The sequence below is a fragment of the Pseudomonas sp. LBUM1646 genome (assembly GCF_059716165.1).
Genome location: NZ_CP166810.1, coordinates 5,478,041 through 5,498,374, shown reverse-complemented (window position 1 = coordinate 5,498,374; position 20,334 = coordinate 5,478,041). Strand labels below are relative to the sequence as shown.

The following is a 20,334-nucleotide window of genomic DNA, read 5'->3' as shown; positions in this document are numbered from 1 at the left end:
TGTGTGTCGGTCTTTTTGTTGTAGAAGCCAGTGGAGCCTCCCGTGCGCCAGCGTTATTTAGCCTTGCTCAGTGTGTTTGCCAGCCTTCCCGCGATGGCGCTCACTTTCCAGACCCGTCTGGAGAGCATCGAGTGGACGGTCGAAGGTGACAAATTCGAATGCCGCCTGACCCAGCCGATTACCGATTTCGGTTCCGGTGAGTTCGTGCGTCGTGCCGGCGAACAGGCGATCTTTCGTCTCAAGGCCTACAACTCGGTGATCGGCGGCGGGTCCGCGACCTTGCTCGCAGCCGCTGCGCCGTGGCAGCCGGGGCGTGGCGACCTCAACCTGGGATCGGTCAATATTGGCAGCGGCAACGTGCTGTTCAACAGTTCGCAGGTGCAGGCCGGGCGTCTGATCAACGGTTTGATGGACGGTCGCAGCCCGGTCATTCGCCGCGCTTCAGGTGATGGTCGAGTGTCCGAAGTCCGTTTGCTGCCGGTCAAGTTCAACAAGGCGTTCAATGACTATCAGGGTTGCGTGGCCAAGCTGTTGCCACAGAATTTTGAACAAGTGAAACAATCGGAAATCGGTTTCCCTGGCGAAGGCGTCGACCTGGATCCGCAAGCCAAGGCCAAGTTGCAGGTGATGCTGGAGTTCATGAAAGCCGATCCGACGGTCAATCACATCGAGCTCGACGGACACTCCGACAACAGCGGCAATCGCCTGACCAATCGTGAGCTGTCTCGCCGTCGCGCGTTGGCGGTGATGGACTTCTTCAAGGCCAATGGCTTCCAGGAATCACAGATCACCATGCGCTTCCACGGTGAGCGCTACCCGCTGGTGCCGAACACCAATGCCGCCAACCGGGCGAAAAACCGTCGAGTCGCGGTACGCCTCGAACGTGTGGCGCCCACCGAGAAACCGGCCCCGCAATCCGCCTCTGCCGCGAGCGCTGCAGCGACCTCCTGAACCTGTTGTGTTCGTCGCCAGCTCGACAGAATCTGTCGCTTCGTCGTCATAAGCTGTCGCGGTACTGTAAATTATTTCGTATGAGCGGTAGACTTCACGGCTTTCCGTAAACCCCGTGGAGTGATGGCATGGCGGACGTAAACAAGGTCGTTCTGGCGTATTCCGGCGGCCTGGACACTTCGGTGATCCTCAAGTGGCTGCAGGATACTTATAACTGTGAAGTAGTGACCTTCACCGCTGACCTGGGTCAGGGCGAAGAGGTCGAGCCGGCCCGCGCCAAGGCTCAGGCCATGGGCGTAAAAGAAATCTACATCGACGATCTGCGCGAAGAATTCGTGCGTGATTTCGTGTTCCCGATGTTCCGTGCCAACACCGTTTACGAAGGCGAGTACCTGCTGGGTACTTCCATCGCTCGTCCGTTGATCGCCAAACGCCTGATCGAAATCGCCAACGAAACCGGCGCTGACGCCATTTCCCACGGTGCCACCGGCAAGGGCAACGACCAGGTTCGTTTCGAGCTCGGCGCCTACGCACTCAAGCCAGGTGTGAAAGTGATCGCCCCTTGGCGCGAGTGGGACCTGCTCTCCCGTGAAAAGCTGATGGATTATGCTGAAAAGCACAACATCCCGATCGAGCGCCACGGCAAGAAAAAATCCCCGTACTCGATGGATGCCAACCTGCTGCACATCTCCTATGAAGGCGGCGTGCTGGAAGACACCTGGACCGAGCACGAAGAAGACATGTGGAAATGGACCGTCTCCCCGGAGAACGCTCCTGATAAAGCGCAGTACCTGGAACTGACCTACCGCAACGGCGACATCGTCGCACTGGACGGGGTAGAAATGACCCCGGCCACCGTGCTGGCGACGCTGAACAAAATCGGTGGTGAACACGGCATTGGCCGTCTGGACATCGTAGAAAACCGCTACGTAGGCATGAAGTCCCGCGGTTGCTACGAAACCCCTGGCGGCACCATCATGCTGCGCGCTCACCGTGCGATCGAATCGATCACCCTGGACCGCGAAGTGGCTCACCTCAAAGACGAGCTGATGCCGAAATACGCCAGCCTGATCTACACCGGTTACTGGTGGAGCCCAGAGCGTCTGATGCTGCAACAGATGATCGACGCTTCCCAGACCCACGTGAACGGCGTAGTGCGCCTGAAGCTGTACAAGGGCAACGTGATCGTCACCGGCCGCAAGTCCGATGAATCGTTGTTCGACGCCAACATCGCCACCTTCGAAGAAGACGGCGGCGCCTACAACCAGGCTGATGCGGCGGGCTTTATCAAGCTCAATGCGTTGCGCATGCGGATTGCAGCCAACAAAGGTCGCAAGCTGTTCTGAGATCGTTGCAGCGGTAATTGAGGTCGTGGCCCTGTCGTCGACAGGGCCGCAACTTTAAATAGGTTGTTCTGCCCGGCATTTCGTTGTCAGCGCTTATTTCGTTTCGACTCAAGCCATTACCTTTCCTGATCATTCACCAAGCGTCTGGTCCGGCACTGTCACGCCCTGTGAGTTCAAGTTGTAGACAATACAGAAGGTCTCGCAAGCGCTTTTATTTCTGTGTTTTGAATACTTGAGCGTGCCTTCCCTCAGCAATTTCTCCGATTCGCTGCACACCAGAAACACGATCACTTTCGCAGGTCGGCTCCGTGGTTTACGGATTGTTTCCATCAAGGCGGCGAAAGCCACATTCGTATTTACCCCGCGAGCATCGATGATACTCAAGTCTTTTAACGGCGCCGGCAAACTCAGCTGGGCTGGCGGATCCTGCGCGTTCCAGAACCAGCAAGGAACACCTTTCACTCGGGTTGAAAAGCTTGGAGGGGCGCGTTCAGATGCCGTGGCGGCAACGGAATCTTTGAACTTTGCCGGTGAGCCGTTTGGTGGTGCAGACTTTTTGTTTTCTGAATGCTCGACGTTATCAATTACTTTTAGGAAACTCTTGTCGTTACTAAAGTCAGAGGGGGCGTACAGCGAGCGATAGTTGAAATTGAGCGTGAGAAAAAAAAGAAAAAGTAAGTAAAACGGAAAGCTGATCAAAAACCATATATATAATTCTCGTTCATTGTTCTCAAGAAAGGGCAGGGAGACAGCCGCGGATGATTCTGAGATTGCTGCAAATACAGCAATAATGGTCAGTGGGTTCGAGATTCTTTTTTTGAGTTTTTTCATGTTTTTTGCTCATAAGATAATATATTTTTCTCGTGCAGATAAAGTGTCTGTTAGTGATAAGTGTTTTGGTTTTGAATGCTGTTTTTTATTAAGTGTCCGATCTTGTATAAAAGGGTTGTGGGTATCTTGGGGTAACTGTAATGCTCAGGGTTTGTGTGTGTTGGATGTTCTTGTTTCAAAAAGTTTTATTTTAGGTTGTGTTTGTTTCTACAGGTGTATAGCCAATAATTGACGATTTGTATTTGGTCATGGGCTTTGATATTGAGAATATCGGCTGCTTTCAAGCATTGCGCCGTAGTCAATGGAGGCCGGATTAGTTTTGAGGCTGTCGGTTATGCGCTGTATTGGATGTAAGGTGAAACAAAAAAAGCCCCCGACGCTCGGCGCTCTTAAGGTTTTTACGTTTTCAAGCTCAATATATTCAAGGTTTTTTTGTAGGAATCATCCGCGTTACTTGTAGGGAATGTCTCTCGGTGCGGGTGCCTGGGGGGGACGGCATGCCACGGGTGAAACGACTAGGCTATTGTGCGGGCTCTAAAAATTCGAACAGCGAAAATTGGACTTGCCCATGAATAAAGTGCTGATCGTGGATGATCACCCTGTCATTCGTCTTGCGGTGCGTTTGCTAATGGAACGTCATGGCTACGAAGTCATCGCAGAAACAGACAATGGTGTGGATGCATTGCAACTTGCTCGTGAACATATGCCGGATATTGTCATTCTGGATATTGGAATCCCGAAACTGGATGGTCTGGAAGTCATCGCGCGTCTGACGTCAGTGGCGTTACCGTTGAAAGTGTTAGTGCTGACCTCCCAGGCCCCCGGACATTTTTCGATGCGCTGCATGCAATCGGGTGCCGCTGGTTATGTTTGCAAGCAACAGGACCTCACTGAATTACTCAGCGCAATAAAGGCTGTATTGTCAGGCTACAGTTACTTCCCTAATCAAGCCTTGCACACGGTTCGGTCCAGTCTGGGCAATGCCAGTGAAGCCGATATGGTGGATCGTTTGTCGGGACGGGAAATGATGGTGTTGCAACAACTGGCTCGGGGGAAGACAAACAAGGAGATTGCCGATGGAATGTTCCTCAGCAACAAGACCGTCAGTACTTACAAGACCCGGTTGTTGTTGAAGCTCAATGCGCGTTCGCTGGTGGATTTGATCGAGCTGGCCCAGCGTAATGGCCTGGTGTGACGACTTAAAGTAAAAAGCCTCCGTTTCGGGAGGCTTTTAGGTGTCATAGATCAAAATCGTAATCGGCCAATTGCTTTTGCAGTCGGCGCTCCTCCAGCAGATTGTCGATGGTGCGGCGCTTGCTCAGGTTGGTTTTTGCAACCTCAACCACCGGTTCAGCGTCATCGGCTTCAACGGGGGTGAAGTCGTCTTCTACGTCCAATTGCTCTTTGCCAGTGCTCATTTTGTTACTCCAGGCTAAGACTGCCTTTGGCGCTCCTTATATCGACATTCTCCCGGCGGGTAAAAAAGATTTTTTCAATCGATAAATCAATAAATCTAATAGTGCCTCAATCGTCCGAGGTCTTTTGCTTGTATTCGCACAAATCCTCGATCCGGCAACTGCCGCAGCGAGGCTTGCGGGCCAGGCAAACGTAGCGCCCGTGCAGGATCAGCCAGTGATGAGAGTCGAGCAGAAACTCCTTGGGCACGAACTTCATCAGCTTGTGCTCCACCTCGACCACATTTTTGCCAGGCGCAATGCCGGTACGGTTGCTGACCCGGAAAATATGGGTGTCCACGGCCATGGTCAACTGGCGGAATGCCGTGTTGAGCACCACGTTGGCGGTCTTGCGGCCAACGCCGGGTAGCGCTTCCAGCTCCTCGCGGGTCTGCGGCACTTCGCCGCCATGGCGCTCCACCAGCAAGCGGCAGGTTTCGATCACATTTTTAGCTTTGCTGTTGAACAGGCCGATGGTCTTGATGTACGCCGACAGACCTTCGACACCCAAGGCATAAATCGCCGCCGGGGTATTGGCCACCGGATAGAGTTTCGCCGTGGCCTTGTTAACGCCGACATCAGTGGACTGCGCCGACAGAATCACCGCGATCAGCAGTTCGAACGCAGAGGAATAGGCCAGTTCGGTCTTCGGCTCAGGATTGTCTTCGTGAAGCCTGCGGAAGATTTCGTAACGTTTTGCGGCATTCATGGGTGATGCGTTTCCTCGAAAGCGGGTCAGTTTGAGGGCGTTGGGCGAAGCCAGGCCTGCCATCCGGCGATCAACAGCCCCAGCAGAATGAATCCGCCGGGGGCGAGGGTGGCCAGGCGCAGGCCACCGTCGGCGGTCAGAACAAGGCCGGGCCAGTCCGTCGCACCGGTCAGCCAGGACAGATGAGCGCCGAGGGTGCCGTTGCCGATGATCTCGCGCAACAAGCCCAGGCCCATCATCAGCGCGCCGAACAGGCCACACAGGCGCAAGCGATCACGCCAGGGGTTGTCGAAAAAGCCATTGTTATCCAGCACCACACATTGCAAGGCGATGAGCCCGGCATACAACCCCAGGTGTTGCTGCCATTGCAGCGACCAGGATTGCCCGGCGAGTTCGGCGCAACTGGTCAGCGTGGCCGCCAGCAGGACGCCGGCAGGCAAGCGTGCCCAGGGGACGAGTCGGGCGCGTAATGGGCCCATCCCGGCGTCATAGACAGCAATCACCACCACGAACATCAGCCACAGTCCCAGCGCAGTCATCAAGGAGCCGGTGGCGCCGATCAGTGGTGCCAGCATCAATGAGTTCTGCACAGACGCCTTATTCATGGGAGTCGCTCCCCAGCAGTTGTTGCCGATGCTCATCGAAATAGCGCAACGCATCATGAATGGCGTTGATCACGGCTCTTGAAGTCGTGGTCGCCCCGGCCATTTGATCGAATTGACCCTGATCCTTTTTCAATGCCCAGCCATTGTCAGCGGGATCGGTGCGCGACTTGCCGGTGAAGCTGTGCAGCCAGGCATTCGGCCAATCGGCGAGACGACCACCGAGGCCCGGTGTTTCAGCCTGTTTGAGGGTTTTGACTCCCAACAGTTTGCCGTTGGCATCGATGACGATCAGCAACTCGATGGCGCTGGTGTAACCCAAGGTCTGGCTGCGCAGCAACACGGCGCTGGGTTGGCCGGCCTTGGTTGCCCGATACCCTCCCAGCAACGTGCTGTTGCTCAGCGGGATGTTTTCGAGGGGCAGGGCCTGTTCCAGCGGCTGGTTGTCGTAGCTGTCGGGCGGCAGCATATCCAGCAGCGTGCGACTGTCGATCAAGCGCTGTTCAGTGGCAATGCGCGCCGCGCTGGTGTGTTGCACAAGGTAGGTCGCAGCCATTCCAAGGCAGGCCAACAACACCAGGGTCACGACGCTTGTTGCGCGGTTCATGGTGCGGTTCGCTCCTGCCGGGCGTCGACAAACCGCTCCAGCGCCGGCACACAAAGGTTCATCAACAGCACGGCAAAGGCCACGCCGTCCGGGTAGCCGCCCCAGGTTCGAATCAGGTAGGTCAGCAGCCCGACACCCACGCCGAACAGCAGCCGGGCAGTGGGGCTTTTTGCGCCGGACACCGGCTCCGTGACGATGAAGAAGGCACCCAGCATGCTCGCGCCCGTCAGTAGATGAAACAGCGGCGAGCCGTGGGAGTCGGAGCCCGAGCCGTTCCAGCACAGCAGGCTGATGAGGAACAGGCTGGCGAGCATGCCGACCGGCGCATGCCAGCTGAATACCCGTTGCTGGAGCAGAAAGGCGCCACCAGCCAGAAACGCCAGGTTGACCCATTCCACACCACGACCACCGAAGTGGCCGAACGCCGGGTTGCCGGCGAACAGTTCATCCATGGTCAGGCTTTTATTGATGCGCAGGCTGTCTAGCGCCGTGGCCTGGACCCAGGCATCCGGGGTCTGGCTGAAACTGAAGCCGAAGACCAGCGACAGACCGCCGGGCAGGTCCATGCCATGGGACGACGGCCAGTGCGTCATCAGTTGGGGAAAGGTCACCAGTGCCAGGGCGAAACCGAGCATGGCCGGGTTGAACGGGTTCCTGCCGACGCCGCCATACAGGTGTTTGCCGAACAGCAGCGCGGCCGCGGCCGCACTGACCGTCAGCCACCACGGGCAATAGGGCGGCAAGGCCAATGCCAGTAACGTCGCCGTGACCAAGGCACTGCCGTCACTCAAGGTCGGCTTGAGCGGGCGCTGGCGCAGTTTAAGCACCGCGGCCTCTACCGCCAGCGCCGTCACGGCCGTCAGAATCAGGTTGATCAATACACCCCAGCCATACAGCCAAAACAGCACCAGCATCCCCGGCACAGTGGCCAGCAATACCCGCTTCATGGCCTGCTGAAGGCGTTCGTCCACCGATTCAAGGGGCGACATAGGCCTCCACCAAACGTTCGGCTTCCAGTAGTCGGACGCGTGCCTTGTCCACCAACTCTGCGGGCGTATCGCCCCGACGTTCAAGTTTGCTGACGTCGGCGCGGGCGTAGGCCAATTCGGTTTTCAGCTGTCGAAGCTGGCTGTCGATCGGGCGCTTTTCGACGCGCATCAGGTCAGGCAACGGTTGCTCGCTGACCGCTTCAGCCTCGTGCAAGGCCTGTTCGGCATTTTTCAATGCCAGCTCCAACGCTTCGATCTGTTCAACAGACGCTTCGTTGGTATGCGCTTTTTTCAGTTCGGCGCGGCGCATGGCCAACTGGATTTTCGCCCGTTTCAGTTCGGCGTCTTTTGCCGGGGCAACCGGTGCCGGAGCGGGTGGCGCCGTGCTTTCCAGTTGCGCCAGCGCCTGCTCGGCGGCTTCGAACTGCTGTTGCAGCACGATCAGTTGCGACTGTTGCTCGAAGGTCGGCGGATGCCCGAAGGCCTTGAGCGACTTGTTCAATTGCGCCCGACTCATCGCCAGATCGATCTTGGCTTTTTTCAACGCCGCGTCAGCGGTCGCCGCTTTCTGCGCGCGGACCCGCTCAAGGGCGGCCTGCACCGGATTGACCGTCACTTCGCTGGGTTGCGCGGCACGTTGTGCGCGTGCCTGGCGTTCGGCGACTTTCTGTTGTTCTTCACGGTGCAGTCGGGCGTTGCGCTGTTCGAACCGACGCCGCGCACGATTGCGCTTGGTGGCGCGAGCCCGTTGTTCTTCAAGACTGAACGCCAGGCCGCCAACAATCGGCAGCACCGTGGCCAGCGGCAGTGGGCGCATTTCGATGCAATCCACCGGGCACGGCGCCACGCACAGGTCGCAACCGGTGCATTCATCCACAATCACCGTATGCATCAGTTTCGCCGCACCGACAATCGCGTCCACCGGGCAGGCCTGGATGCACTTGGTGCAGCCAATGCATTCGGCCTCGCGGATGTAGGCAATCTGCGCCGGTGCCGAACCGCGACTGATGTCCAGTTCCAGCACCGGCACTTTCAGCAAGTCGGCCAGGGCGGCAATGGTTTCGCTGCCGCCCGGCGGGCACTTGTTGATCGACTCGCCGCTGGCGATGCCTTCGGCGTAGGGCTTGCATCCGGGGTGGCCGCACTTGCCGCATTGGGTCTGGGGCAAGAGGGCGTCGATGCGTTGAATCAGACTCATGTTTTGATCAGTCCACTGAATCCGAGAAAGGCCACTGCGATCAGTCCGGCGCCGATCAACTGGATCGGCAAGCCACGAAAGGGCAGGGGAACATCGTTGTCACGTGTGCGCTGGCTCAAGTCGCTGAACAGAACCAGCACCAGCCAGAAGCCCAGCCCGGCACCCAGGCTCAGGGCGCTGGCGTGGAAAAATCCCTTGTCGTCCTGGACATTGAGCAACGTCAGCCCGAGTACGCCGGCATTGCCGAGCAGCAAGGGCCAGAGGCCTTCGAACGAAAGTTTTGGCAATAGTCGCGACAGTAACGTCAGCAGCGGGGCGATCAGCAGAACGCTCAACGGCAGGAACACGAACAGGCGCAGCGCCGTCAGCTCCAGTGGCACCAGTAGCCAGTGGTAGAGCGCGTAAGCGAGCATGCCAACGATCAGCATCAGGCTCGCGGTGGCAATGCCGAGTGCATGGACCTGCCGTTGTTCGGCTCCCAACAGCGGATCGACGCCCAGCGGCCACTGCAACACGAGGTTGTTGATCAGGGCGGCGCTGATAAGCGTAAGAAGCAGTTCGGTCATGATCGTGCCGGCAGAAGGAGGCCTGTCTAACAAGGTTAGGCATTATCCGGCAAGGACGGAGGGTGGGCCAGACATGAAAATCCCACAGTCATGCCTGGCACGACTGTGGGATTGGTTCAGCGAAGTCCTTACTTGATGCGCTGACCCGGCTTCGCGCCGCTGTCAGGGCTCAGCAGGTAGATTTCTTCACCGCCAGGGCCGGCTGCCATCACCATGCCTTCGGAGATCCCGAACTTCATTTTCCGGGGCTTGAGGTTGGCAATCATCATGGTCAGGCGACCATCGAGCTTGGATGGATCCGGGTAAGCGCTCTTGATCCCGGAGAACACGTTGCGTTGCTCATCACCGATGTCCAGGGTCAGGCGCAGCAGTTTGTCGGCGCCCTCCACGTGCTCAGCCTTGACGATCAGCGCGACGCGCAGATCAACCGCCGCAAAGGCGTCGAACTCGATCTCCGGCGACAGCGGTTCCTTGACCAGCTCGCCGTTGCCGGCCGGTGCCGCATCGCCGGTATCGGTGGCGCTGGCGGTCAGGTCTTCTTTCGAGGCGTCGGTCATGGCTTGCACTTTTACCGGGTCGATGCGGGTCATCAACGGTTTGAACTCGTTCAACTGATGATTGCTCAGCAGCGTGGCGTGGTCGTTCCAGGTCAGCGGCGCGACGTTCAGGAACGCCTCGGCGTCGGCGGCCAGCAGCGGCAGCACAGGCTTGAGGAAGATCACCAGTTGGCGGAACAGGTTGATGCCCAGGGCGCAGATGGCCTGGACTTCGTCGTGCTTGCCTTCCTGTTTGTTCAGCGACCACGGCGCCTTGTCGGCGATCCAGGCGTTGGCGCGGTCGGCCAGGCCCATGATCTCGCGCATGGCGCGGGCAAAGTCGCGAGCCTCGTAGGCATCGGCGATGCTCGGCGCGGCGGCCAGGAACGCGTCGGTCAGTTCTGGTGCCGCATTACCCGCCACCAATACACCGGCGTTGCCTTTCTGGATGAAACCGGCGCAACGGCTGGCGATGTTGACGACTTTGCCCACCAGGTCGGAGTTGACCTTCTGTACGAAGTCTTCGAGGTTCAGGTCCAGGTCGTCGACGCCACGGCCCAGCTTGGCCGCGTAGTAGTAACGCAGGTATTCCGGCGACAGGTGGTCCAGGTAGGTCCGGGCCTTGACGAAGGTGCCGCGGGACTTGGACATTTTCTGACCGTTGACGGTCAGGTAGCCGTGCACGTTGATGCCGGTCGGCTTGCGGAAGCCCGCACCTTCAAGCATCGCTGGCCAGAACAGCGCGTGGAAGTTAACGATGTCCTTGCCGATGAAGTGGTACAGCTCGGCGGTGGAATCCTTGGCCCAGAACGCATCGAAATCCAGGTCCGGACGACGGGCGCACAGGTTCTTGAAGCTGGCCATGTAGCCGATCGGCGCGTCCAGCCACACGTAGAAGTACTTGCCCGGCTCGCCGGGAATCTCGAAACCGAAGTACGGCGCATCGCGGGAGATGTCCCACTGTTGCAGGCCGGCGTCCAGCCATTCGGCGATCTTGTTGGCGACCGCGTCTTGCAGGGTGCCGCTGCGGGTCCAGGCCTGGAGCATTTCCTGGAAGTCCGGCAGTTTGAAGAAGAAGTGCTGGGAATCCTTGAGCACCGGGGTGGCGCCAGAGATGGCCGACTTCGGATCCTTCAGGTCGGTGGGCGCGTAGGTCGCACCGCATTTTTCGCAGTTGTCGCCGTACTGGTCTTCGGTACCGCATTTCGGGCAGGTGCCCTTGATGAAGCGGTCGGCCAGGAACATTTTCTTTTCCGGGTCGAAGTACTGCGTGATCGAGCGCTGGGCAATGTGCCCGGCGTCGCGCAGCTTCAGGTAGATCTGGCTCGACAGCTCACGGTTTTCTTCGGAATGAGTGGAGTGGAAATTGTCGAAGTCCACCAGGAACTCGGCAAAGTCGGCGCTGTGTTCAGCCTGGACGTTGGCGATCAGTTGTTCCGGGGTGATGCCTTCCTTTTCCGCGCGCAGCATGATGGCCGAGCCGTGAGCGTCGTCGGCGCAGACATAAATGCATTGATTGCCGCGGTGCTTCTGGAAGCGCACCCACATGTCGGTCTGGATATATTCCAGCATGTGGCCAAGATGGATCGAACCATTGGCATAGGGCAGGGCGCTGGTGACGAGGATCTTGCGTGGCTCGGACATGGGGCTCGGCTACTTGATGAAACGGAGGTCGGCCACTATAAAGCGCTGGCGCATATTTTTCACCCCCGCGACCGGCATCCACGGACCTTTGTAGCCGCTGCCGAAGGCTGCGTTCGGCTGCGAAGCAGTCGCTATTGCTGTCGACCTGATTAGCCTGACACACCGCGGTGCCTGAATTTTCGACTGCTTCGCAGCCGAATGCAGGCTCCGCCAGCTGCTACAGATTGCGTCTGGATGGAGGACATTTGTCACATTCTGAAAGCATGCCGTCGGAGCGAGAGAACAGGTACGATACCCGCCTGATTTTCCAGTCTTGCTATCGGAGTTGCCCATGAGCGCCCTCAATCGCGCAGCGGTGGAAGCCGTCCTTCGCCAATACACCGACCCTTACCTGAACCAGGATCCGGTCAGCGCCGGGTGCGTGCGCAACATCGACATCCAGGGCGATCGCGTCAGCGTCCAGCTGGAACTCGGTTATGCCGCCGGTCTGTTCAAGAGTGGCTGGGCTCAGTTACTGCAAATGGCTATTGAAGGGCTGGACGGCGTGGTCACTGCGCGTGTCGAGATCACCAGCGTGATCGCCGCGCACAAGGCCCAGGCACAGATCCCGGGCCTGGCCAACGTCAAGAATGTGGTCGCCGTGGCCTCCGGCAAGGGCGGCGTGGGCAAGTCCACCACCGCCGCCAACCTGGCGCTGGCGCTGGCCCGTGAAGGCGCCAAGGTCGGGATTCTCGACGCCGACATCTACGGTCCGAGCCAGGGCATCATGTTCGGCATCCCTGAAGGCACCCGGCCGCAGGTCAAGGATCAGAAGTGGTTCATTCCGATTCAGTCCCACGGTGTCGAGGTCATGTCCATGGCCTTCCTGACCGACGACAACACGCCGATGGTCTGGCGCGGCCCGATGGTCTCCGGCGCGCTGTTGCAACTGGTGACCCAAACCGCATGGGGCGACCTTGATTACCTAGTCATCGACATGCCGCCAGGCACCGGCGACATCCAGTTGACCCTGGCGCAGAAAGTCCCGGTGGCCGGTGCTGTCATCGTCACCACCCCGCAGGACCTGGCCCTGCTGGACGCGCGCAAGGGCGTGGAAATGTTCCGCAAGGTCAACATTCCGGTGCTGGGCGTGGTGGAAAACATGGCCGTGCACATCTGCTCCAACTGCGGGCATGCCGAGCATTTGTTCGGTGAGGGCGGCGGTGTGAAACTGGCCACCCAGTACGGCGTCGAACTGCTGGCCTCGTTGCCACTGGCAATGGCCATCCGCGAGCAGGCCGATGGCGGCAAGCCAACGGTGATCGCCGAGCCGGACAGCCCGATTGCGATGGTGTATCAGGAGCTGGCCCGCCATGTCGGCGCGCGGATCGTGTTGCAGGAAGCGGCGACACCGGCGATGCCGAATATCACCATCAGCGACGATTGATCCACTGAAATGATGTCGTAGCAGCTGCCGAGGCACGAGGCTGCGTTGGGCTGCGCAGCGGCCCCGAGGGCGGTCCTGCGGACACGCAACGCCGCCTCGTGCCTCGGCAGCTGCTACGGGGTTTTGATCTTGCTTTAGATGCGCAACCCGCCATCCATCTCCAGAATCCGGCCGGTGTAGTAGTCGTTCTCGAAAATGTACGCGGCCGAATGGGCGATCTCATCCGGCTTGCCCATGCGTTTGAGCGGAATCCCGGCCGTCATCTTCTCCAGCGCCTCAGGCTTCATACCCAGCGTCATCTCGGTTTCAATAAAGCCCGGCGCAATGCCCGCCACGCGAATGCCGTAGCGCGCCAGCTCCTTGGCCCAAGTCACGGTCGCCGCCGCTACACCGGCCTTGGCGGCGGAGTAGTTGGTCTGGCCGACGTTGCCCGCGCGGGAAATCGACGAGATATTGATGATCGCGCCAGTGTTTTTCAGTTCGACCATTTTCGCCGCCACTTCACGGGTGCACAGGAACACGCCGGTCAGGTTGACGTCGATGACCGCCTGCCACTGGGCCAGGCTCATCTTGGTCATTTCGCCGTCCTTGACCTTGAGCAACAGGCCGTCGCGCAAGATCCCGGCGTTGTTGATCAGGCCATGGATCGCGCCGAAATCTTCGGCCACCTGAGCGACCATGTGCGTCACTTGCTCTTCATTGGCGACGTTGCACAGATAGGCGCGGGCCTCGACGCCCTTGGCCTTGCACGCGGCGACGGTGTCGTCGAGCTTCTCCTGGTTCAGATCGACCAGCGCCAGCTTCGCGCCCTTGCCGGCGAAATACTCGGCCATCGAACGGCCTAAACCCTGGCAACCGCCAGTGATAATGATTACTTTGTCAGTGAGTTGCATTCGCATGCCCCAATAGCAGGTCAGAAAGTGGTTTCCTTCTAGAGGGCCTCTCGATCTGCACCTGATGTGGCCTGGCTGCACATGAGAACTGCCCCGATGGCGTACTGGAACTTATCCCCAGGCGCCTGTCCGTTTTTTCGACGGATTCTATATAAGGAGTCATAAATTGAGCGTTGAAGCGGCCAAGAATGCCCGAGAATTGCTTCTCAAGGAATACCGCGGAGTGCTTTCGACACACTCCAAGGCGATGCCCGGTTTCCCCTTTGGCTCAGTGGTTCCGTACTGCCTGGACGAGCAGGGCCGGCCGCTGATCCTGATCAGCCGCATCGCCCAGCACACCCACAACCTGCAGAAAGATCCGAAATGCTCACTGTTCGTGGGCGAGCGCGGGGCTGAAGACGCACAAGCCGTCGGTCGCCTGACCTACCTGGCCGAGGCTGAAAAGCTTGAAGATGAGGCGGCCGTCGAAGCGGCGGCCGAGCGTTATTACCGCTATTTCCCGGATTCGCAGAGTTACCACAAGGCCCACGATTTCGATTTCTGGGTGCTCAAACCGGTACGTCATCGCTATATCGGCGGTTTCGGCGCGATTCATTGGGTCGATCAACTGACTCTGGCCAACCCGTTCGCCGGCAAGGCCGAAGTGAGCATGGTCGAGCACATGAATGCCGACCACGCCAAAGCCATCGCCCACTACGTCGAGCTCGCCGGTTTGCCGACGACAGCCCCGGCGCAACTGGCCGGCATCGATACCGAAGGCATGCACCTGCGCATCGGCCAGGGGCTGTACTGGTTGCCGTTTCAAGCGCCGTGTAATACGCCGACACAAGTCCGGGAAGCCTTGGTTTTCCTGGCTCACGCCGAGCATTGGCCGAAAAATGAAGTAGCCGACGCTTGAATTCACGAAGTGGCGACGTCATCTAAGGCTTACTGGCAAGGCATTCTTGCGTTGAGGAACCATTTGATGCGCCCTTTTTTATTGCTCTTTGTACTGTTTCCGGTGTTGGAGCTGTTCGTATTCGTCAAGGTTAGCGGGGCAATCGGGTTTTTCCCGGCCCTGCTGCTGATCATTCTCGGCTCGATGCTCGGCGTGTTTGTGCTGCGGATCGCCGGTCTGGCAACCGCACTGCGTGCCCGTGAAAGCCTGAACCGCGGCGAATTGCCGGCCCAGACCATGCTCGAAGGCCTGATGCTGGCCCTGGCCGGCGGCTTGTTGATCCTGCCGGGCTTCGTCACCGACGTGCTGGGCCTGATCATGCTGCTGCCTCTGTCTCGCCGTTTGCTGGCGAACAAGATGCGCCAACGCGCTGAAGAGGCGGCGATCCGTCAGCGTGCCTTCGCCGATGACCTGCAGTCCCGAGGCGGTCCTGCTCCACGACAGCAACCGCTGGGCCGCGAGCCCAACGTGATCGAAGGCGAGTTCGAACACCACGATCCCAAGTAAAGCGTTTCAGCTGCACGGCACCTTCGGGTGCCGTGTTCGTTTGCGGGCAGCAACATGAAAAAATTTGCTTGCTCGCCCTTGTAATAAGCTTATGCGCCCTTATGTAACGGTCACCGCAAGGTTTCTGGCGATCATGCCAGACAGACTTCCGCGGTTCGCTCGACGAACCGCACCCGGCACCGCCGGATTTGTTAAACCCGCCGGGAATACACCGGCCGATGAAAACCACAATTAGGAGAGATCGACAATGAAGCTTCGTCCTCTGCATGACCGCGTCGTCATCCGTCGCAGCGAAGAAGAAAAGAAAACCGCTGGCGGTATCGTCCTGCCAGGTTCGGCTGCTGAAAAAGCCAACAGCGGCGAGATCCTCGCTGTCGGTACCGGCCGCGTGCTGGACAACGGTGAAGTGCGTGCACTGGCCGTTAAAGTGGGTGACAAGGTTGTGTTTGGTCCGTACTCCGGCAGCAACACTGTGAAAGTCGACGGCGAAGACCTGCTGGTAATGGCTGAGAACGAGATTCTCGCTGTTATCGAAGGCTGATTCCCCGCTCATTTTCCCGCTACTACAAAGTATTTAAGGAATATCGATCATGGCTGCTAAAGAAGTTAAATTCGGCGATTCCGCCCGCAAGAAAATGCTCGCCGGTGTGAACGTCCTGGCTGACGCAGTAAAAGCGACCCTGGGCCCTAAAGGCCGTAACGTGATCATCGAGAAGAGCTTCGGCGCTCCGACCATCACCAAGGACGGCGTTTCCGTAGCCAAAGAAATCGAACTGAAAGACCGTTTCGAAAACATGGGCGCGCAGCTGGTCAAAGACGTTGCCTCCCGTGCCAACGATGACGCAGGCGACGGCACCACCACCGCTACCGTTCTGGCTCAGTCGATCGTCAACGAAGGCCTGAAAGCCGTCGCTGCCGGCATGAACCCGATGGACCTGAAACGCGGCATCGACAAAGCGACCATCGCTATTGTCAAAGAGCTCAAAGCCCTGTCCAAGCCTTGCGCTGACACCAAGGCAATCGCTCAGGTCGGCACCATCTCGGCCAACTCCGACAACTCCATCGGCGACATCATTGCCGAAGCCATGGAAAAAGTCGGTAAAGAAGGCGTGATCACCGTTGAAGAAGGCTCGGGCCTGGAAAACGAACTGTCGGTTGTTGAAGGCATGCAGTTCGACCGTGGTTACCTGTCCCCGTACTTCGTCAACAAGCCAGAGACCATGACTGCCGAGCTCGACGGTCCGCTGATCCTGCTGGTCGACAAAAAGATCTCCAACATCCGCGAAATGTTGCCAGTACTGGAAGCCGTTGCAAAAGCCGGCCGTCCACTGCTGATCGTGGCCGAAGACGTTGAAGGCGAAGCCCTGGCGACTCTGGTTGTGAACAACATGCGTGGCATCGTTAAAGTCGCAGCCGTCAAGGCTCCAGGCTTCGGCGACCGTCGCAAGGCCATGCTGCAGGACATCGCTGTTCTGACTGGCGGTACCGTTATCTCCGAAGAGATCGGTCTGAGCCTGGAAAGCACTACCCTGGAACACCTGGGTAATGCCAAGCGCGTGATCCTGTCCAAAGAAAACACCACCGTGATCGACGGCGCCGGCGTTGAGACTGATATCCAGGCTCGCGTTCTGCAAATCCGTCAGCAAGTGGCCGACACTTCGTCCGACTACGACCGTGAAAAACTGCAAGAGCGTCTGGCCAAGCTGTCCGGCGGCGTTGCAGTGATCAAGGTTGGCGCGGGTTCCGAAGTAGAAATGAAAGAGAAGAAAGCCCGCGTTGAAGACGCCCTGCACGCTACCCGTGCAGCCGTTGAAGAAGGCGTGGTACCTGGCGGCGGCGTGGCACTGGTTCGCGCTCTGCAGGCTATCTCCGAACTGAAAGGCGACAACGCTGATCAAGACGTTGGTATCCAGTTGCTGCGTCGCGCTGTTGAAGCGCCACTGCGCCAGATCGTTGCCAACTCCGGCGACGAGCCAAGCGTAGTCGTCGACAAGGTCAAGCAGGGTTCGGGTAACTACGGTTACAACGCTGCTACCGGCGAATACGGCGACATGATCGAAATGGGTATCCTGGACCCGGCTAAAGTGACTCGTTCGGCTCTTCAGGCAGCGGCTTCCATCGCCAGCCTGATGATCACCACCGAAGCCATGATTGCCGAGATCAAGGAAGAAGGCGGTGCTGGCGGCGGTATGCCAGACATGGGCGGTATGGGTGGCATGGGCGGCATGATGTAAGCCAGCCTTACCCCTATAAAAAAACCCCGCCTGCGAAAGCAGGCGGGGTTTTTTATTCCCTTCGATAAGGTCAACGTCTTTTGATCTTCAGGCGCTAACCGGTTTTGCCTTGGTAACCCGCTCAACCTTGGAAGCCGGTCGATACAGGATGTAGTAATACGACCCCAGACAAATCAACCAGCAGAAAATCGCCGTCCACACGTTGTGCGAGAAGAAGTGCGCGCCCTGCATCATCCGGCTAATGGAAAACACCGTGCCCAATGCGGCGGCAAAGATAAACGCCTTGCGCGCCAGCCGTGGACGTCGATCCCGCAACACGAAGAACAGCGCAAACAAGGTGAAACCGGTGGCCGCATGACCGCCAGGCCAGCAACGACCGGGTTTGTCGGTATGCGGGCGCGGGCTGAGCAGCTCGCTGTAGGTTTCGTGGCCGCCGAACTGTTCCAGGCTCCAGGGACATTGCACCGCCGTCACAACCTTGACCGGCGTGACAAAGGACGTGGCCAGCGCCAAAGACAGCACCAGGCACCCCATTTCCCGTTTGAACGGTTTGAGTTTCTCGACAAAAAACGCACAGATAAAACCAATCACCGCAAACACCGAGAAGGCGATGACGAGTTGTTTGGCCCGGTCATGCAGAATGTCTTCCAGGAAGTAACTGTGCCGGCCGATGAAATCACCGGCCACCGGGTCATAAAAGTACCTGGCCAGATTCATGTCCAGATCGGTCAGTTCGAGCAGCACCAGAACGATCGCCGCGATGGCGGGAACCCCAAGACACACCCAGAAGTTGAGTGGCCGGGAGACGGGGCGAACAACGGTTGATGACATGGTGGATCCTGAACTTGGGAAAAAGCCCCGGGGCATCAGCCCGGGGCCCTTCGATTAACGTTCGCTGACTTGGTTGTCGCCCTCCTTGGGCGCTTTCCAGCCAAGCAGCTGTTGCTTGAAGCCATAACTGGCGGTTTGGTAATAGGTGATGGCGCGGGTGATCAACGGATCGCTGGCCTCGGCCTTCGATTCGCGGCTTTCGGTCAGCGCATCGTCATGCCGACGCAGCCCCTGGCGTGGGCTCAGGATCGCCAGATCCTTGCCGTCGAACAGCCCCAGATGCTGATAGTTGCCGACCACTACACGTGGTGGTAGCGGATTGTCCTGCAGCAGGTTGCGGCCGAAGAAGGTCGATTGGTAGTCCAGGTTCAGCAGGCCCAGCAGGGTCGGTGCCAGATCGATCTGGCTGGCCAGTTGTGCGGTTTCCCGGGCCTCGATCAGCTTCGGTGCATAGATGAACAACGGAATCTGATAGTTGCTGATCGGCAGGTCCTCCTTGCCGGCGCTGCCTGCCGTGTGGTCGGCGACAAACACGAAAATCGTATTGTCGAACCACGGCTTTTGCCGCGCCTGCTCCAGGAACTGGCCGATGGCGTAGTCGGTGTACTTCACCGCGCCGTCACGACCGTTGCCGGACTTGATGTCGATCCGGTTGTCCGGGTAGGTATAAGGCCGGTGGTTGGAGGTGGTCATCAGTTGCAACAGAAATGGCTGCTGCTTGGCATAGTCGGCGTCGGCCAGTTTCAGGGTCTGGTTGTACAGGTCTTCGTCGGCCATGCCCCAGGCGTTCTTGAAACTAATCTGCGCTTCATCGACGCTGCTCTGATCGACCACGCGATAACCGTTACCGCTGAAAAACGCGTTCATATTGTCGAAGTAACCGCGCCCGCCATAGACGAACACGCTGTCGTAACCCACGGCACCGAGCTGTTGGCCGAGGCTGGCGAAACCGCTTTCACGGCCCACACGCTTGACGATCGAACGGCCCGGTGTAGGCGGGATGGCCAGAGTAATGGCTTCCAGGCCGCGGTCGGTGCGGGTGCCGGTGGCGTAGAAGTTGTTGAAATACAGGCTCTGTTTACGCAGCGCGTCGAGGTTTGGCGTCAGGTTGCGCCCGTCGCCGTTGCTGCCCATGTACTTGGCGCTGAAGCTTTCGATGGTCACCAGCACGATGTTGGGTGTGCGTGGGGTGCCAGGGTTGTCGATCATGCGGCGGATGTCTTGCGGATCTTCGCCGATAAAGCGCGCGTTGGGTTCACTGAGTTCGGCGCGGATCTGCCCGGCGACAGTGGCGGGCGGCAGGCTTTTATAGAACTGCGGGTAGTCCAGTTCATTGTTGCGAAACGCGGCGAAGAACTGGTACGGGCCATTGCTCGCCAATTCATTTTGGTAGGCGTTACCACCCTGGGCGCGCGGTGCGTCCTGGCTGAGCAGTTGCAGGCTCAGGCCGGCGACGATCAACAAGCCCAAGGCGTTGACCAGTCGTTGGCGTAGCGGCGGCAGCGGTGCATCCAGTGCGGCTAAAGGCCCTGCGCAACGCGAAACTCAGTGCCACGGCCAGCACAGCGAGGATGCTCAGCAGCGTGCCGATCGGGTACGACTCCAGCAGGTTGTTCAAGACTTCATCGGAATACACCAGGTAATCCACGGCGATAAAGTTGAAGCGCACGCCGAATTCGTCCCAGAACAACCATTCGGCCACGGACGTGAACAGCATGGCAAACAGGCTGACGGTCAGCAGCGCTTGCAGAAACCAGCGATGGCCACGACGACGCCACAGGGCGGGCGGGCAGAGCAGCAGGTAGAGACCCATCGGCAAAGCCGCATAGGCAATGAAACCCAGATCGTAGAGCAGTCCAATACTGAAAACCGACACAAAACCGCTACCGGCCTCATCCAGGTGAGTGAGCAGCAGAACTGTCCGGGTCAAAAAGAAAATCACCAGCCAGGCGCTGGTGACAAGCAGCAGAAAGCGCATAGGCGCCGTCTTGAAGATGTCCATTGGCTACATTCCTTATATCAATGGCGCGGGAGTTTCACCGGGACACTGTAGTCAGGTTGTGAACCGATAGT

18 protein-coding genes and 2 pseudogenes are annotated in these 20,334 nt (G+C 58.5%); 8 read left to right on the top strand and 12 right to left on the bottom strand.

The window, feature by feature from the left end; genetic code table 11:
* Positions 1–42: 42 nt before the first annotated feature.
* Together ACA071_RS25010 and ACA071_RS25005 are read left to right on the top strand one after the other, a co-directional pair.
* Positions 43–951, top strand: coding sequence for a flagellar protein MotY (locus tag ACA071_RS25010; RefSeq protein WP_497641561.1), 909 nt, complete (start codon positions 43–45; stop codon positions 949–951).
* 128 nt (positions 952–1,079) lie between these two features.
* Complete coding sequence (locus ACA071_RS25005; RefSeq protein WP_497641560.1) at positions 1,080–2,297, top strand: argininosuccinate synthase; 1,218 nt, start codon at positions 1,080–1,082, stop codon at positions 2,295–2,297.
* Between the two features lie 129 nt (positions 2,298–2,426).
* On the opposite strand, the gene ACA071_RS25000 is transcribed toward ACA071_RS25005, so the two are convergent.
* Positions 2,427–3,128 carry a hypothetical protein gene (locus ACA071_RS25000; RefSeq protein ID WP_497641559.1) on the bottom strand — a complete coding sequence of 234 codons (702 nt, stop codon included), beginning with the start codon at positions 3,126–3,128 and terminating at the stop codon, positions 2,427–2,429.
* Between the two features lie 568 nt (positions 3,129–3,696).
* On the opposite strand from ACA071_RS25000, the gene ACA071_RS24995 reads away from it, so the two are divergent.
* The gene (locus ACA071_RS24995) at positions 3,697–4,323 is read left to right on the top strand and encodes a response regulator transcription factor (RefSeq protein WP_054045186.1); all 627 of its coding nucleotides are present in this window, start codon (positions 3,697–3,699) and stop codon (positions 4,321–4,323) included.
* Between the two features lie 43 nt (positions 4,324–4,366).
* Here the strand turns inward: ACA071_RS24995 and ACA071_RS24990 are convergent, their stop codons facing one another.
* From ACA071_RS24990 to metG, 8 genes and pseudogenes are all read right to left on the bottom strand, one after another.
* Positions 4,367–4,546 carry a PA3496 family putative envelope integrity protein gene (locus tag ACA071_RS24990; protein ID WP_007898493.1) on the bottom strand — a complete coding sequence of 60 codons (180 nt, stop codon included), beginning with the start codon at positions 4,544–4,546 and terminating at the stop codon, positions 4,367–4,369.
* 106 nt (positions 4,547–4,652) lie between these two features.
* Positions 4,653–5,291, bottom strand: a complete 639-nt coding sequence (gene nth, locus ACA071_RS24985; RefSeq protein WP_497641558.1) for an endonuclease III — start codon at positions 5,289–5,291, stop codon at positions 4,653–4,655.
* A gap of 26 nt (positions 5,292–5,317) precedes the next feature.
* A complete protein-coding gene (locus tag ACA071_RS24980) occupies positions 5,318–5,896 on the bottom strand; it encodes an Rnf-Nqr domain containing protein (protein WP_497641556.1) in 579 nt (192 codons plus the stop codon).
* The gene (locus ACA071_RS24975) at positions 5,889–6,500 is read right to left on the bottom strand and encodes an RnfABCDGE type electron transport complex subunit G (RefSeq protein ID WP_497641555.1); all 612 of its coding nucleotides are present in this window, start codon (positions 6,498–6,500) and stop codon (positions 5,889–5,891) included. Before ACA071_RS24975 ends, ACA071_RS24980 begins: the two co-directional genes overlap by 8 nt.
* Positions 6,497–7,489, bottom strand: coding sequence for an RnfABCDGE type electron transport complex subunit D (locus ACA071_RS24970; protein WP_497641554.1), 993 nt, complete (start codon positions 7,487–7,489; stop codon positions 6,497–6,499). Before ACA071_RS24970 ends, ACA071_RS24975 begins: the two co-directional genes overlap by 4 nt.
* Positions 7,490–8,291: 802 nt before the next feature.
* Positions 8,292–8,666: pseudogene (gene rsxB, locus ACA071_RS24965) on the bottom strand (electron transport complex subunit RsxB); the annotation flags it as partial.
* A gap of 17 nt (positions 8,667–8,683) precedes the next feature.
* Positions 8,684–9,253 carry an electron transport complex protein RnfA gene (locus ACA071_RS24960; protein WP_497641553.1) on the bottom strand — a complete coding sequence of 190 codons (570 nt, stop codon included), beginning with the start codon at positions 9,251–9,253 and terminating at the stop codon, positions 8,684–8,686.
* A gap of 128 nt (positions 9,254–9,381) precedes the next feature.
* The gene (metG, locus tag ACA071_RS24955) at positions 9,382–11,433 is read right to left on the bottom strand and encodes a methionine--tRNA ligase (protein WP_497641551.1); all 2,052 of its coding nucleotides are present in this window, start codon (positions 11,431–11,433) and stop codon (positions 9,382–9,384) included.
* Between the two features lie 331 nt (positions 11,434–11,764).
* Here metG and apbC point away from each other — a divergent pair, with 331 nt between their 5' ends.
* On the top strand, positions 11,765–12,859 hold the full coding sequence (gene apbC, locus ACA071_RS24950; protein WP_497641550.1) for an iron-sulfur cluster carrier protein ApbC: 1,095 nt from the start codon (positions 11,765–11,767) through the stop codon (positions 12,857–12,859).
* Between the two features lie 134 nt (positions 12,860–12,993).
* Here apbC and ACA071_RS24945 read toward each other — a convergent pair whose 3' ends face one another.
* Complete coding sequence (locus ACA071_RS24945) at positions 12,994–13,752, bottom strand: SDR family oxidoreductase (protein WP_497641549.1); 759 nt, start codon at positions 13,750–13,752, stop codon at positions 12,994–12,996.
* A gap of 166 nt (positions 13,753–13,918) precedes the next feature.
* Here ACA071_RS24945 and ACA071_RS24940 point away from each other — a divergent pair, with 166 nt between their 5' ends.
* From ACA071_RS24940 to groL, 4 genes are all read left to right on the top strand, one after another.
* Positions 13,919–14,650, top strand: coding sequence for a HugZ family pyridoxamine 5'-phosphate oxidase (locus ACA071_RS24940; protein ID WP_169373329.1), 732 nt, complete (start codon positions 13,919–13,921; stop codon positions 14,648–14,650).
* 66 nt (positions 14,651–14,716) lie between these two features.
* Positions 14,717–15,196 carry an FxsA family protein gene (locus ACA071_RS24935; protein WP_213938341.1) on the top strand — a complete coding sequence of 160 codons (480 nt, stop codon included), beginning with the start codon at positions 14,717–14,719 and terminating at the stop codon, positions 15,194–15,196.
* 247 nt (positions 15,197–15,443) lie between these two features.
* Complete coding sequence (locus tag ACA071_RS24930) at positions 15,444–15,737, top strand: co-chaperone GroES (RefSeq protein WP_019827816.1); 294 nt, start codon at positions 15,444–15,446, stop codon at positions 15,735–15,737.
* Between the two features lie 49 nt (positions 15,738–15,786).
* Positions 15,787–17,430 (top strand): chaperonin GroEL, encoded by a 1,644-nt coding sequence (gene groL, locus ACA071_RS24925; protein ID WP_149657969.1) that lies wholly within the window; start codon positions 15,787–15,789, stop codon positions 17,428–17,430.
* 87 nt (positions 17,431–17,517) lie between these two features.
* Here groL and ACA071_RS24920 read toward each other — a convergent pair whose 3' ends face one another.
* The gene (locus ACA071_RS24920) at positions 17,518–18,261 is read right to left on the bottom strand and encodes a phosphatase PAP2 family protein (RefSeq protein ID WP_497641548.1); all 744 of its coding nucleotides are present in this window, start codon (positions 18,259–18,261) and stop codon (positions 17,518–17,520) included.
* Positions 18,262–18,315: 54 nt separating this feature from the next.
* A pseudogene (locus ACA071_RS24915) lies at positions 18,316–20,263 on the bottom strand (LTA synthase family protein).
* Positions 20,264–20,334: the final 71 nt, after the last annotated feature.